Below are 13,424 nucleotides of genomic sequence, written 5' to 3' on the forward strand. Positions count from 1 at the left end.
CGTTGTCGAAGCCTGCAACAACCATAGCAAAGCGAGCCTGAAACGAGCGTCGCTTGTATAAATACATAGGAGTGACCATGCGTTTTCTGCCTGGCCTGATTTGCCTGCTACCCCTTTTGAGTCCCCTGGCTCATGCCGAACTGATCGATGACATCAATGACCGTGGCGAACTGCGCATTGCCCTGGAGGCCAACACCGCACCCTTCAACTTCAAGGAAGACGGCAAACTCACCGGTTTCGAAGTGGAACTGGGCGAAATGCTTGCCAGTGAGCTCGATGTACGCCCTGACTTCGTGGTCACCGATGCCGGGGATCTGCTGACTGGCGTGGAGAGCGGCAAGTACGATGTTGCCATCAACCACATAGCAATGACCCCGGAACTGGCGGAACGTTTCGACCTCAGTGCCGCTTACAGCCATCCCGATGCACAACTGCTGGCGAACAAGGATGAGACGCAACGTCCTTTGGTCATGGCGCCGTCGTTCCAGCCGGAAGAAAAGAGCGTCCCGGCGCCGAGCCTGGTGATTCCGTTCCAGAAGGGTAATCCGGCGTTCAAGGCCAGCCTGGACAATGCCCTGGCGCGCATCAAGGATGACGGGAGGTTGGAGCAGTTGTCGCAGAAGTGGTTGAAAAAACAGGAGTGAAGCTTCCAGGCGATGAGGCCAAACCATCGAGTTTCATTGATTGTTGCACCGCTATCGCGAGCAGGCTCGCTCCCACACTTGATCAGCTGTGAACTCATGATCGGTGAGCAAACACAGATCCAATGTGAGAGCGAGCTTGCTCGCGATGGCGTCCTCAAATCCTAAGCAGGTTTACGCCAGACACTCGCCAACCAAGGCTGCTGCTCCCGTGGCAGCCCCGCCGGTCGATAGTAATGCTCCAGTTCCACGAAACCTGCATCGCCAAGCAGCGTGCGCCAGGCCGCGAGGTCGTGGTAGGCGCCGAAGCGCTGGCCGTTCCAGCCTTCCTGGTTTTCGCCCCGAGGGTTTGAGCTGAACAGCACGCCGCCGGGCTTGAGCGTGGCGTGCAATTGCCTGAGCACCCGAGGCAGTTCCTGGACCGGCACATGAAACAGCACCGCGTTGGCGAAAATCCCGTCAAAGCGGTCGGCTGGCAGGTCGAGCGCCAGGAAGTCCTGTTGCCATACTTCACAGCCGCTGTCCTGGCGCGCCATCCGGGCAAATTCCGCCGAGCCGTCGAGACCGACCGCGACGTGGCCCATGGCCGTGAACGTGCGCAAATCGCGCCCCGGACCGCAGCCGAAGTCCAGGATGTGCAACGGTGCCTGGCCCTGGATGTGGCGCAACAAGGCGTCGATGTTCTGGCTGACGTCGTGGTCGCGGGTGCCTTCGCGAAAGCTTTCTGCCACGGCGTTGTAATGGCCCAGGGTCGTGGCGGTGATGGCGTGCAGGTCGTCGGCGGTGTGTTTCATGGGTGTGGGCTTGGTGAGGAGTGTCAGGCGACTATACCGCAAGGCCGCTGATCTGCCTGTGGGAGCAAAGCTTGCTCGCGACTGCAGTCGTCCAGTTGGTATCCATGTTGGATGGAATACTGCTATCGCGAGCAAGCTTTGCTCCCACAGGTCAACTGCTCCCATAGGTCAGCGTTTGTTCAGACCCCGCGCCAGGCGGTCTCCGCCCAGTTGAATCACCGCCACCAACGCCACCAGCAACACGATCACCGTGAGCATGATCTGGCTGTCGAAGCGTTGGTAGCCATAGCGGTAGGCGATGTCGCCCAGGCCGCCGGCACCGATGGCCCCGGCCATGGCCGAAGAGTTGATCATGGTCACCAGGGTGATGGTGAAGCCGCCGACGATGCCCGGCAGGGCTTCGGGCAGCAGCACATGCCAGACGATGTGCCAACGGCGGCAACCCATGGCCTGGGCGGCTTCGATCAAGCCATGATCGACCTCCCGCAGGCTGACTTCGGCGATGCGGGCGAAGAACGGCGTGGCGGCGATGGTCAGCGGCACGACTGCTGCCCAGACACCGTAGGTGGTGCCGACGATCAGCCGGGTGAACGGGATCAACGCCACCATCAGAATCAGGAACGGTATCGAGCGGAACAGGTTCACGAACGCGCCCAGGGCCCGGTTCAAGGCTGGCGCTTCATAGATCCCGCCCTTGCCGCTGGTGACCAGGATCACCGCCAGCGGTATGCCCGCCAGCAGCGCGATCAGCGACGACACGCCAACCATCAGGAATGTGTCGATGAAACCCTGCAACAACCGATCAAACCACATAGCCCAGCACCTCCACCCGTTGCGCCCAATTGCCCGCACGTTGACGCAATTCCTCGGCGCCCCACGACGAACCGCTCACGGCCAGCAGCAATTGCCCCAGCCCATGGCCCTGAATGCGCTCGATGCCGCCGTGCAGCAGCCGCACCCGGCCACCAAGGGCGCTGAACAGAGCGGCGAGATCCGCTTCATCGCGCCCCGCGCCGGTGAATTGCAGGCGCAGCACGGTAGCGGCATCCGCCGACGCCGGCTGCGCTTGCAGGCGGCTTTGCAGTTCCTCCGGTATGGCGTGTTGCAAGGGCGCCAGCAGCGTTCGACTGACCTCGTGCTGCGGGTTGCCAAACACTTCCCAGACCGGCCCCTGCTCGACGATCCGCCCCTGCTCGAGCACCACCACCCGGTCGCAGACTTCGCGAATCACCGCCATTTCATGGGTGATCAAGACGATGGTCAGGCCCAAGCGCTGGTTGATCTCGCGCAGCAGGCCGAGGATCGATTGGGTGGTCTCCGGGTCCAGGGCCGAAGTGGCTTCGTCGCACAACAGGATCTGCGGGTCATGCACCAGCGCCCGGGCAATGCCGACCCGCTGCTTCTGCCCGCCGGAGAGTTGCGCCGGGTAGGCCTTGTGCTTGCCTTGCAGGCCGACCAGTTCCAGCAACTCGCGGACTTTGCGCTGGCGCTGCTCCTTGGGTACACCTGCGACTTTCAGGGGCAATTCGACGTTCTGCCACACGGTCTTGGCCGACATCAGGTTGAAGTGCTGGAAGATCATGCCGATGCGTCGACGCAGTTCCACCAAGTGGTCTTCATCGAACTCGCCGATGTCCACCTGATCGATCAATACCCGGCCGCTGGTGGGTTGTTCGAGCCGGTTGATGGTGCGAATCAACGAGGACTTGCCGGCACCGCTACGACCGATGATGCCGAATACTTCGCCGCGCTGGATCGCCAGGTCGATGCCTTGCAGTGCGGCCACCGGACCCTGGGCGCCGTTGTAGGTCTTGCCCAGACCGATGAAGCGCACGTGGGCACGGTTCAGCTCTGGATGCAGTTCAGTCTGTTCGGCACTGTGGGGCGTGGGGGCTTCCTGTCGAAGTCGCGCGTTGACGGCGTTCATGGTCAGCCTTCCCAACCGGCTTGGTAGAGCTTGCCGTGGGCCTTGTCCAGGGCGGCGCGCACGACAGGCGAGTGCTGATAGATATCGACGAACTTGGCCAGCCGCGGGTCGTTCTTGCTCTTGGGTTGGATCACGAACTGGATCACGTATTCCTTGTGATCGAGGCCGTCGAACAGCAAGGCTGACGTGGCATCGAAGGTTTTCGCCAAACGGATGTAGGCCGGGTAGCCCTGTACCAGGTCGGCATCTTCATAGGCGCGCACCAGTTGCACGGCTTCGACCTGGAGGATCTTGAGCTTCTTCGGGTTGGCCACGATGTCGTCTTCGGTGGCCTTGTAACCGACACCGGGCTTGAGAGTGATCAGCCCGGCCTTGGCCAGCAGCTGCAGGCCGCGCCCGCTGTTGATCGGATCGTTGGCAATAGCCACGCTCGCGCCTTCGGGCAACTCATCAAAGCTTTTGTATTTTTTCGAATAGAGGCCGACGTTGTTGATGATCCCCGGGGCAAAGGGCACCAGGTCGAACCCGGCGGCGGCCTTGGCGTTTTCCAGGAACGGGATGTGCTGGAAGTAATTCACGTCGATATCGCCGGACGCCAGGCTGACGTTGGGCGCGATCCAGTCGCTGAACTCCACCAACTCGACCTTCAGGCCTTGCTTGCCGGCTTCTTCCACGGCGGCTTCCAGGGGAATGGCGAACGCAGCGGTGGTGCCGATTTTCAACGGTGCATCGGCGGCGAACAGCGCCGAGCTGAACAGGCCGAGGGCCAGGGCCAGTGCTTTGACTGGCAGGGTCAGGAGTTGCTTGGTCATGTCGGATATTCCAGTCATTTTAGAAGAGCTCTTCAGGGGCTCAGTGCCGGTAGGTCGAGCCGGTATGTTGCTTGGGTAAATAGGCCTCTGCCTGAAACAGCTTTTCACGCAAGGTGCCGTTGTCGTATTCGGTCTTGTACGAACCGCGTCGCTGCAGCTCGGGAATCACCAGGTCGATGAAGTCCACATAGCTTTGCGGCGTGACGATGCGGGTCAGGTTGAAACCATCGAGGCCGGTTTCGGCGATCCACGACTCCAGTTCGTCGGCCACCTGCTCGGGCGAGCCCACCACGGTGATGTAGCGACCACCGAGGGCGTGTTGCTCCAGCAATTTGCGTCGGGTCCAATCGTTGTTTTGCAGAGTCTTGGTGGCAGACTGGATGGCATTGCTCTTCACGTACTGGATCGGCTCGTCCAGTTCGTACTGGGAAAAATCGATCCCCGTCGACGCGGAAAAATGCGCCACCCCGGCCTCGGCGCTGGCGTAGCCCAGGTACTCGGCATGCTTGGCCCAGGCGGCCGCTTCGGTCTGGCCGACAATCACGTTAAGACCCATGAACACCTTGATGTCCTCGGGGTTGCGCCCGGCTTCGACGGCGCTGGCGCGGACCTTGTCCACCTGGACCTTGGTCGCCGGTTTGTTCTGACCGCTGATGAACACGCACTCGGCATGCCGCCCGGCGAATAGCAGGCCGCGCTCGGAACTGCCGGCCTGGAACAATACCGGCGTGCGCTGGGGCGACGGTTCGCACAGGTGATAACCCTCGACCTGATAGAACTCACCCTGGTGCCGGACCTTGTGCACTTTTTCCGGCCGGGCATAAATCCGCTGCTCACGGTCGTTGAGCACGGCGTCGTTTTCCCAGCTGCCCTCCCACAGTTTGTAGAGCACTTGCAGGTATTCGTCGGCCTGGTCGTAGCGGCGGTCATGCTCGACCTGGGCAGTCAGGCCCATGGCTTTGGCGGCGCTGTCCAGGTAACCGGTGACAATGTTCCAGCCGACCCGGCCGCGACTCAGGTGATCGAGGGTGCTCATGCGGCGGGCAAACAGGTAGGGCGGTTCGTAGGTCAGGTTGGCGGTCAGGCCGAAGCCGAGGTTTTTCGTCACGGCGGCCATCGCCGACACCAGCAGCAACGGGTCATTGACCGGCAGCTGGATCGACTCTTTCAGGGTGACGTCCACCGACTGTTGGTACACGTCGTAGACCCCGACGATATCGGCGATAAACAGCCCGTCGAACAATCCGCGTTCGAGTAACTGCGCCAGGGCGGTCCAGTATTCGATCGTGTTGAACTGGGTCGAGGTGTCCTGGGGATGGGTCCACAGGCCGTGATTGATGTGCCCGATGCAGTTCATGTTGAACGCGTTGAGCAGGATTTTTTTCTTGCCGTGGGCCATCAAATGGTCCCCCGCAGCGGCGGTTTTTCATCGTTGAGATAAAAATTGCCCACCGCGTGGTATTTCCAGCGCACCGGGTCATGCAGGGTGTGCACCCGGGCGTTGCGCCAGTGGCGATCCAGGCCATGTTCGGCCAGGGTCGCCTGGCTGCCGGCCAGTTCGAACAGCGTGCTGCCAGCGGCGAGGGAGATCTCGGTGCTGATGGCCCGGGCTTCGGCCACGGCAATCGAGGCGGCGGCGACTGTGTCGGCCTGGGTGTCGGCCTGGGCCCGGTCGAGAAACTCACCGGCTCGCTCCAGCAGGGCTTCGGCGGCGTGCAGGCGGATGCTCAGTTGGCCGAAGCTCTTGAGCGTGTGCGGGTCTTCGGTGGCGATGTCGCTGGTAGCGTCGATCCATGGGCGGGTTTTGTTGCGGACGAAGTACAAGGCGTCTTCATAGGCGGCGCGGGCGATGCCGGTGTCGATGGCAGCGTGAAGAATCTGCGCCAGGGGGCCCACCGGTGTCGGGCGCTCGAAGGCGCTCTGGAATGGCACGATGTCTTCGGCGGCGACGGGGACGTCTTCGAACACCACCGAGCCGCTGCCCGTGGTGCGCTGGCCGAACCCCGTCCAGTCGTCGATTACCGTCAGGCCTTTGCTGTCGCGAGGGACAAACGCCAGTTGTTGCACGCCGTTTTCATCCACCACCGACGTGGGGATGCGCTGGGCGTAGATCGCCCCCGTGGCGTAGAACTTGCGGCCGTTGATGCGATAACCCTCGCCGTCGCGGCGCAGTTGAGTGATGCGGTCGTGGGCGGTCTTGGTACCGAGCTCCGCCAACGCATTGCCAAAGCGTTGGCCGGCCAGTACTTCGGCATACAGGCGTTGTTTTTGCGCTTCGCTGCCGTTTACCCGTAGCACTTCCAGGGCGTAGAAATGATTTTGTGGAATCTGCCCGAGAGAGCCGTCAGCCTGAGAGATCAAGGCAATCACTTTGGCCAGGGTGACGTTGGACACACCGGCGCCGCCGTAGGCCTTGGGCACACTGATGCCCCACAGGCCGGAGCGGGAGAACGCCTCCAGTTCCGGGTGCGGCAAGCGACGCTCGCGGTCGCGCAGGGCGCTGTCGCGCTTGAAGTCATCGGCCAGGTCGCTGGCCACGATCAGGGCTTGTTCATCGCTGGTGATCACCGCGACGTGTTGAGAAAACGTCATGTACTGCTCCAGAGGTCGGGTCGTCAGATCCAGGAATGCCGGGCCGGCAAGGTGCCGTTCAGGTGGTAGGCGCCTACGGCGTGATACTTCCAGCGCACTGGGTCGTGCAGGGTGTGCACTCGGGCGTTACGCCAGTGGCGGTCGAGATTGAATTCGGCGAGGGTGGCGCGACTGCCGGCCAGCTCGAAGAGTTTTTCGCTGGCTTGCAGGGCGATCTCGGTGGTGAGCACCTTGGCCTCGGCCACGGCAATCGAGGCGCGGGCAGCCGATTGCGCGGTGATGGGCGCGGCGCTGACCTGGTCCAGCACTTGTCCGGCCTTGCGCAGTAGCGCTTCGGCGGCGTGCAATTCGATTTTCAGCTTGCCGATGTCGGCGATCACGTAAAGGTCGTCACTGGCGCGGTCGACCTTGGCGTCGATCCATGGCCGGGCGCGTTCACGCACGAAGGCGATGGCATCGTCGATGGCGCCACGGGCGATGCCTGCATCGATGGCGGCCTGGATCAGTTGGGAAATCGCGCCTTGCACGCCAGGCGTTTCGTTGATCCGCCAGTTGTCCAGGACCAACTCGGCATCTACCCGCACATTGTTCAGCAGCACGGTGCCGCTGGCGGTGGTCCGCTGGCCGAACCCCGACCAATCGTCGACGATCCGCAGGCCCGGGGTGCCGCGCCGCACGAACGCCAATACTTGGCGACCCTCGTCATTCAGCGCCTTGACGGCCACCCAATGGGCAAACAGTGCACCGGTGGAATAGAACTTCTGGCCATTGATGACGAAGCTGTCACCGTCGGCGGTGATCCGTGCCTTCAGCTCAAGGGTATTGCGAACACCTCGTTCCGGCCCGGCGTTGCCGATGCGCCAGCCTTCGAGGACGCTCTGCAGAAGAATTTTTTTCTGCCGTTCGGTGCCCGTGCCGAGAATCAGCTGGAGCACGCCGAACTGGTTCTGTGGAATCTGTCCGAGGGCCGGATCGGCAGCGGAGATGATTGCGAATACATCGGCCAGGGTGACGAACGAGACCTGGGGACCGCCGTACGCCCGGGGAACGGCGATGCTACCCAGTCCGCTGCGGGTGAATTGCTCGATTTCTGCCCAGGGCAGCTTGCGTTGCTGGTCACGTCGCGCGGCTTGCTGGCGGGCGACCTGGGCCAGCTCATGAGCGGCCTTGATGGCCTCGGCATCGTTGCGCAGTACTTGGGCAGGCAACAACAGCGGTGCGATGTCCTGGTCGCTCTGGACCTTTGCTTGGGCCAAATCCGACATTACAGCCACTCCGTGGCTGCGGGCAGTGCCGGGGCGTACTGCACTGGGGTGATTGTGTTCCGTACCATTACCCACCTCACATCTTTAGAAACGCCGCGATGAATGCGGCGAGCGAAAATCAAGAATGTCCGGTGGTCCGGTATATATACCCTAAGCGTGTATAAATTATTTTTGAACTAACTTTTAGGAATATCAATAGAGGGCTTTTGCCGTGTGATGTTGTGGCGAGGGGATTTATCCCCGTTGGGCTGCGGAGCGGCCCCAAAGCAGGCAACCCAGCAACCTGATGCACCGGGATTGCAGATTTGGGGGCCGCTTCGCAGCCCCGCGGGGATGAATCCCCTCGCCACAAAAGCTTCCTCAGAGTGTTCACGTTCTGCGGCGCGGCTCGGCAGCCATGAGGGTCTCTTTCGCCGGGCTTTTCAGATAAGGATTGGCGCAACCGATCTTCAACGTTCGCGGTGGTGCCCACAGGGAGTTGTTGCCTACGCGGTCGAGGATGCAATAGGTCACTTCCAGCCGCAGGTCTTCGCCGGCCTCGAGAATGATCTGCGGCGGCACCCAGATATGGATGGGCAGGCCGACCTCGTCCGGTGTGACCGGGGGCAGGTCCATGCGCACATCGCCCCAGCGCAGGGTGACCGCATCGCCGGCGGCCATGTTCAGGTAGGGTTCGATCGTCAGCGGTACGCCGCGCTTGATCTGGTTGGGGTTGACCCCTTGGCGGCGGATGGCGCCGGGAATATGCACCGGCGCCAGTCCCTGGTTTTCATCGCCGCTAAGGGTTGATGGTTGGCCGCCGGGGCAGTCGAGCTTCGCCTGCACTTGTTGCCTGGCGGACAGTGCCGGCCCGCGCCCGACCTGCATCACGCGATAGTGGATGTGCGAGGTGCCGTTGACGACGAAGCTCTCCGGTACCCGCAGCGTGATACTGCCTTGCAGGTCTGCTTGGGACAGTTGGCGAGAGCCGACGTAGCAGTTGTCCCAGAACAGCTCGATCAGGTCGCCGACGTCCATGCCGGGATAGGGGGCTATGGCGACTTCCAGGTGAGCGGCGCTGGCGATGTTGATGCCGGTGGGATGGGCATTGGCCAGGGTCGGCGCGGACAGTTCAGCAAGATTCGACATACTTGTCATGGTGTTCTCCTTGATACTTGAAAACGAAGTCCGTTTGGGAAAATCAAAGGCAATGGATAATCGAGACATATTTTATTTTGCGCAGTCGTGGAGGCTGACTGCAGTTAGTCACTGCGCAGAAATAAATAATGTGCATCGCCTGTGGTTTCCTAGATAAGGGTTCAAAAGTTTCAGTGTCAATAGAGGCGCTTGCTTAATAATTAATTGTGCGAGGCTTCAGAAGTTTCCTACGGGCTGGCGTTAATAATGCCGCGCATCAAACACCCTTTTCCTCGGCTTGGCCCTTGTAATGGAAACCTGGTAATAGCCGGGTGGATAAGGCGGAGGTGTAGGCTTGGGGGAGGGAAGTGTAACGAGGGGTTATAGCGCGCATGAAACAAACAGTGTGTTAAATGGGCGAGAAATTTCCGGTTGTTTTGTCGTGAATAAAGTTCAGGTGTTTTGCTGGCTACATTGCAGTTACATCACGTCCTTCCCTGGAAGTGATGTCGTTTTATAACTTACTGCGAGTGCTGGCTGGACGAGAGGAATTTGCTGAGGAACTGTCGAGTGCGTTCTTCCTTGGGCGCTGCAAACAAGGCCTTGGCTTCGCCTTGTTCGACGATCACGCCTTTATCGAAAAACACCACGCGGTTGGCGACATCCCGGGCGAAGCCCATTTCGTGGGTCACGATGACCATGGTGCGTTTTTCTTCGGCCAGGCCGCGAATGGTTGCCAGGACTTCGCCCACCAATTCCGGATCGAGGGCTGAGGTTGGCTCGTCGAACAGGATCACCTCCGGTTCCATCGCCAACGCCCGGGCAATCGCCACGCGCTGTTGCTGACCGCCGGAAAGGCGCCGAGGGTAGGCGTCTTCCTTGCCAGACAGGCCGACCTTGGCCAACAGTTTACGGCCCAGTGCTTCGGCTTCTGCGCGCGGGGTCTTTTTCACTACCAGCGGACCCTCGATCACGTTCTCCAGCGCGGTGCGATGGGGGAACAGATTGAAGTTCTGGAACACAAAACCCACCTGCTGGCGCAAACGACGCACCAGATTCTGCTGCTGGTTCAACGGACGGCTGCCATCGATCTCGATGTCGCCGACCTTGATCCGGCCACTGCTGGGTTCTTCGAGGAAGTTCAGGCAGCGCAGGAAAGTGGTCTTGCCCGAACCACTGGGGCCAATGATCGCCACCACTTCACCCTCTTCGACTTGCAGGTCGATGCCGTTGAGCACCACCTGACCCTTGAACTGCTTTGTCAGTTTTTCCACGACAATCATGGGTCAGGACTCCTGGTCATGCCGATTGACCCGGGCTTCCAGGACGTTCTGCAGGTGCGAGAGCACGCTCGCCAGAATCCAATAGATCAGCGCGGCGGCGAGGTACATGGTGAAGATTTCGAAGGTTCGCGCGGTGATCAACTGCGCCTGGCGGAACAGCTCCGGAACCTGGATGGTCGCCGCCAACGCGGTGTCCTTGACCAGGGAAATGAAGCTGTTGCCCAGCGGCGGCAGGGCCGTGCGTGCGGCTTGTGGCAGGATGGCCCGGCGCAGGGTCTGGGCGCGGGTCATGCCGATACTCGCCGCCGCTTCCCACTGGCCGCGCTCGATGGAGCTGATGGCGGCCCGCAGGATTTCACAGGCATAGGCGGCCATGTTCAGCGAGAAGCCGATCAGGGCCGCCGGCAGCGGATCCAGTTCGACACCCAGTTGCGGTAACCCGTAATAGATCACGAACAACTGCACCAGCAGCGGCGTGCCGCGAAAGAACGACACGTAGATGCGGGCGATCCAGCTCACCAGTTTGAAGCGCGACAGGCGCATCAACGCCAGGCCGAACCCCAGCAGCAGGCCGAAAAACATCCCGCCCAGGCTGAGGATGATCGTGTAATACGCGCCCTTGAGCAGGAAGGGCGCGGAGTCCAGCGCGAGTTGAAAAGCCTCTTCCATTATTGAGTGACGTCAGCGCTGAAGTATTTTTCCGAGAGCTTTTTCAGCGTGCCATCGGCGCGGAGTTTGTCGATGGCCTTGTTCACTGCATCCAGCAGTTCAGGCTCGCCTTTGCGCAGGGCAATACCGGCTTCCTGGCGGGAGAACGCTTCGCCGGCGGCGGCAGTGTCCTTGGCTTTCTTGGCATATTCGAGCGCGGCGAGGCGGTCGATCAGGATGGCGTCGATACGGCCAACGCGCAGGTCCTGGAATTTGGTTGGGTCATCTTCGTAGGTACGTACGTCAGCGCCGGGGACGTTGGCTTTCACCCATTGTTCGTAGTTGGTGCCCAGGCCTACGCCGACTTTCTTGCCTGCCAGGTCGGCGGCGGTCTTGATGGTGTCTTTGTTCTTGGTCAGGGTCAGCGCCTGAATCCCGGAAACGGTATACGGCGTGGAGAAGTCATACTTTTTCTTGCGTTCTTCGGAGATGGTCACCTGGTTGATCACCGCGTCCAGGCGCTTGGATTCCAGTGCCGCGAGGATGCCGTCCCATTTGGTCGGCTGCAGCTTGACCTTCACCCCCAGTTCCTTGGCCAGGGCTTCGGAAAACTCCACCTCGAAACCGGCCAGCTTGCCGTCGGCGTCGACGAAACTGAACGGTGGGTAAGTGCCTTCCAGGCCGACGTTGATTACGCCTGCGTCCTTGATTTTTTGCAGTTGCTCACCGGCAACCGCTTGCCCCAACAGGCCGGCGCTCAATGCCAGGCCCAGCGAACCTACTAACAGGTTGCGACGTAATGCGGAAAAATTCATGACAAGCCCCTGTGTTTTCTTATGAAGAGGTTATTTTGGCTGAGATAAGGCGTAGCCGCGATCCGAAAAGATTGCCACATCCTGCCTTAAAGCAGCCTGGGCGTCTCGCGGCAAATGCGCCTGTGGCGAGACTATAGGGTGGCCGTTATAGATTCTAAAATAATATTAAATCAAGCATATATGCTTATTTGGAATGAGTGCCTGTGGGAACGAGCTTGCTCGCGATGGCGGTGGATCAGTCGAAATTTATTCCGCTGAAACACTGCCATCGCGAGCAGGCTCGCTCCCACATTGGGAACTTCACTAAGCCTGGAACGCCGCGTTATAGGCAAACAACGCGGGCGCACCGCCGGTATGCAGGAAGATGATCGGGCCGTCGTCGAAGCGGTCGCGGCCAATGCCGTCGAGCAGGCCGGCCATGGCCTTGCCGGTGTAGACCGGATCCAGCAACAGGCCTTCCTGGCTGGCCAGCAGCTTGACCGCCGCCAGGGTCCCGGCGTTTGGCTCACCGTAGCGGGGCGCGAAGTACTCATCCCACAGGTTCACTTTGAAAGCCTCGGGAAGGGCCACGTCCAGCAACTGGGCGGTGCGTTCGGCCAAACCCTGGACCTTTGGAAACTGGTCCTCCTCGCTACGTGAAACCGTGACGCCAATGACCGGAAGCGTCGGCAGGCTTTCACTCAACCCCAGCGCCAGGCCGCTGTGGGTGCCGGCACTGCCCGAGGCCAGTACCACGGCGGCGAACTCGATCCCGGTGTCCTTGATCTGCTCGGCCAGTTCCAGGCCGGCGCGCACGTACCCCAACGCGCCCAAGGCGTTCGAACCACCAATCGGCACCAGGTAGGGTTTTTTCCCGTTGCTGCGCAGGCGACCGGCCAGGGCCTGGAGCTGCTCATCGGCGTTGTCCAGGTTTTCCACCAGCTCGACCTTGGTGTCGAACAGCTCCAGCAGCAATCGGTTGCCGTTGCCCAGGTAGTTGCTGTCCTCGGTGCCGATGGGGTTTTCCAGCAGGGCCACGCAACCCAGGCCCAGTTTCGCGGCCAGGGCGGCGGTCTGGCGTACATGGTTGGACTGGATCGCGCCGGCGGTAATAAGGGTGTCGGCGCCCTGGGCGATTGCATCGGCGGCCAGGTATTCGAGCTTGCGCAGTTTGTTGCCGCCCAAGGCCAGGGGCGTCAGGTCGTCGCGCTTGATATAGATGTCCCGGCCGAGCCAGGTGGAGAGTCGCTCGAGTTTTTCCAGCGGTGTCGGATGGCCGAGCAGGTCGAGACGGTTAAAGCGAGACAACTGTTGTTTGATCATGGGTCCGTACTGGTTGTAGGCGATGTCTGGACTATAGGCACGCCGATATTCATGGGCAACCGGCAATCGTTTGTCGGGGCTTAAACGGGGGAGGGGACGCAAATGGACGAACACCAAAAACCCCACAGGGTCTGTATTTGCAAGGGCATCTGTGAACGAATGCTCTCCAGGCAACGTCATACCCTTCCGTAGGCTAGCGTAGGAAACGTGCCGTCGAGCCTTGCGATTA

The 13,424-nt window shown here is 60.9% G+C and carries 13 protein-coding genes; 1 reads left to right on the forward strand and 12 read right to left on the reverse strand.

The features are described 5' to 3' along the window. The first annotated feature begins 77 nt into the window (after nt 1-77). Entirely contained in the window at nt 78-644 is a 567-nt protein-coding gene (locus DTP52_RS03640) for a transporter substrate-binding domain-containing protein (protein ID WP_109751898.1), read from the forward strand. Nucleotides 645-805: 161 nt separating this feature from the next. Here DTP52_RS03640 and DTP52_RS03645 read toward each other — a convergent pair whose 3' ends face one another. The 12 genes from DTP52_RS03645 to DTP52_RS03700 all read right to left on the reverse strand — a co-directional run bounded on the left by DTP52_RS03645 (nt 806) and on the right by DTP52_RS03700 (nt 13,195). Continuing rightward, entirely contained in the window at nt 806-1,435 is a 630-nt protein-coding gene (locus DTP52_RS03645; protein WP_109751899.1) for a bifunctional 2-polyprenyl-6-hydroxyphenol methylase/3-demethylubiquinol 3-O-methyltransferase UbiG, read from the reverse strand. 168 nt (nt 1,436-1,603) lie between these two features. Continuing rightward, nucleotides 1,604-2,248, reverse strand: coding sequence for a methionine ABC transporter permease (locus DTP52_RS03650; protein WP_025211262.1), 645 nt, complete (start codon nt 2,246-2,248; stop codon nt 1,604-1,606). Continuing rightward, the gene (locus DTP52_RS03655; RefSeq protein ID WP_109751900.1) at nt 2,238-3,362 is read right to left on the reverse strand and encodes a methionine ABC transporter ATP-binding protein; all 1,125 of its coding nucleotides are present in this window, start codon (nt 3,360-3,362) and stop codon (nt 2,238-2,240) included. The genes DTP52_RS03650 and DTP52_RS03655 overlap by 11 nt, the downstream gene beginning before the upstream one ends. Before the next feature lie 2 nt (nt 3,363-3,364). Then, entirely contained in the window at nt 3,365-4,174 is an 810-nt protein-coding gene (locus DTP52_RS03660) for a MetQ/NlpA family ABC transporter substrate-binding protein (RefSeq protein WP_109751901.1), read from the reverse strand. Nucleotides 4,175-4,214: 40 nt separating this feature from the next. Further along, nucleotides 4,215-5,573: an LLM class flavin-dependent oxidoreductase gene (locus DTP52_RS03665; RefSeq protein ID WP_109751902.1), complete on the reverse strand. Its 1,359-nt coding sequence runs from the start codon at nt 5,571-5,573 to the stop codon at nt 4,215-4,217. Further along, nucleotides 5,573-6,766, reverse strand: coding sequence for an SfnB family sulfur acquisition oxidoreductase (locus tag DTP52_RS03670; RefSeq protein ID WP_109751903.1), 1,194 nt, complete (start codon nt 6,764-6,766; stop codon nt 5,573-5,575). Before DTP52_RS03670 ends, DTP52_RS03665 begins: the two co-directional genes overlap by 1 nt. A 23-nt stretch (nt 6,767-6,789) precedes the next feature. Beyond that, nucleotides 6,790-8,031, reverse strand: a complete 1,242-nt coding sequence (locus DTP52_RS03675) for an SfnB family sulfur acquisition oxidoreductase (protein ID WP_109751904.1) — start codon at nt 8,029-8,031, stop codon at nt 6,790-6,792. Nucleotides 8,032-8,400: 369 nt separating this feature from the next. After that, on the reverse strand, nt 8,401-9,168 hold the full coding sequence (locus DTP52_RS03680; protein ID WP_109751905.1) for a hypothetical protein: 768 nt from the start codon (nt 9,166-9,168) through the stop codon (nt 8,401-8,403). A gap of 500 nt (nt 9,169-9,668) precedes the next feature. Beyond that, nucleotides 9,669-10,430, reverse strand: coding sequence for an L-cystine ABC transporter ATP-binding protein TcyN (gene tcyN, locus DTP52_RS03685; RefSeq protein WP_109751906.1), 762 nt, complete (start codon nt 10,428-10,430; stop codon nt 9,669-9,671). Between the two features lie 3 nt (nt 10,431-10,433). Beyond that, entirely contained in the window at nt 10,434-11,099 is a 666-nt protein-coding gene (gene tcyL / locus DTP52_RS03690; RefSeq protein ID WP_109751907.1) for a cystine ABC transporter permease, read from the reverse strand. Next, nucleotides 11,099-11,893, reverse strand: coding sequence for a cystine ABC transporter substrate-binding protein (gene tcyJ / locus DTP52_RS03695; RefSeq protein ID WP_109751908.1), 795 nt, complete (start codon nt 11,891-11,893; stop codon nt 11,099-11,101). Before tcyJ ends, tcyL begins: the two co-directional genes overlap by 1 nt. 303 nt (nt 11,894-12,196) lie before the next feature. Further along, the gene (locus tag DTP52_RS03700; protein ID WP_109751909.1) at nt 12,197-13,195 is read right to left on the reverse strand and encodes a D-cysteine desulfhydrase; all 999 of its coding nucleotides are present in this window, start codon (nt 13,193-13,195) and stop codon (nt 12,197-12,199) included. Nucleotides 13,196-13,424: the final 229 nt, after the last annotated feature.

The sequence above is a fragment of the Pseudomonas sp. 43mfcvi1.1 genome, assembly GCF_900115935.1.
Classification (GTDB): domain Bacteria; phylum Pseudomonadota; class Gammaproteobacteria; order Pseudomonadales; family Pseudomonadaceae; genus Aquipseudomonas; species Aquipseudomonas bijieensis.

Excerpts from the sequence above, each read along its gene's own strand:
- tcyL (WP_109751907.1), bottom strand. The coding sequence starts at position 11,099 with ATGGAAGAGGCTTTTCAACTCGCGCTGGACTCCGCGCCCTTCCTGCTC.
- DTP52_RS03680 (WP_109751905.1), bottom strand. The coding sequence starts at position 9,168 with ATGACAAGTATGTCGAATCTTGCTGAACTGTCCGCGCCGACCCTGGCC.
- DTP52_RS03650 (WP_025211262.1), bottom strand. The coding sequence starts at position 2,248 with ATGTGGTTTGATCGGTTGTTGCAGGGTTTCATCGACACATTCCTGATG.
- DTP52_RS03655 (WP_109751900.1), bottom strand. The coding sequence starts at position 3,362 with ATGAACGCCGTCAACGCGCGACTTCGACAGGAAGCCCCCACGCCCCAC.
- DTP52_RS03660 (WP_109751901.1), bottom strand. The coding sequence starts at position 4,174 with ATGACCAAGCAACTCCTGACCCTGCCAGTCAAAGCACTGGCCCTGGCC.
- DTP52_RS03640 (WP_109751898.1), top strand. The coding sequence starts at position 78 with ATGCGTTTTCTGCCTGGCCTGATTTGCCTGCTACCCCTTTTGAGTCCC.
- DTP52_RS03700 (WP_109751909.1), bottom strand. The coding sequence starts at position 13,195 with ATGATCAAACAACAGTTGTCTCGCTTTAACCGTCTCGACCTGCTCGGC.
- tcyN (WP_109751906.1), bottom strand. The coding sequence starts at position 10,430 with ATGATTGTCGTGGAAAAACTGACAAAGCAGTTCAAGGGTCAGGTGGTG.
- DTP52_RS03670 (WP_109751903.1), bottom strand. The coding sequence starts at position 6,766 with ATGACGTTTTCTCAACACGTCGCGGTGATCACCAGCGATGAACAAGCC.
- DTP52_RS03675 (WP_109751904.1), bottom strand. The coding sequence starts at position 8,031 with ATGTCGGATTTGGCCCAAGCAAAGGTCCAGAGCGACCAGGACATCGCA.
- DTP52_RS03665 (WP_109751902.1), bottom strand. The coding sequence starts at position 5,573 with ATGGCCCACGGCAAGAAAAAAATCCTGCTCAACGCGTTCAACATGAAC.
- DTP52_RS03645 (WP_109751899.1), bottom strand. The coding sequence starts at position 1,435 with ATGAAACACACCGCCGACGACCTGCACGCCATCACCGCCACGACCCTG.
- tcyJ (WP_109751908.1), bottom strand. The coding sequence starts at position 11,893 with ATGAATTTTTCCGCATTACGTCGCAACCTGTTAGTAGGTTCGCTGGGC.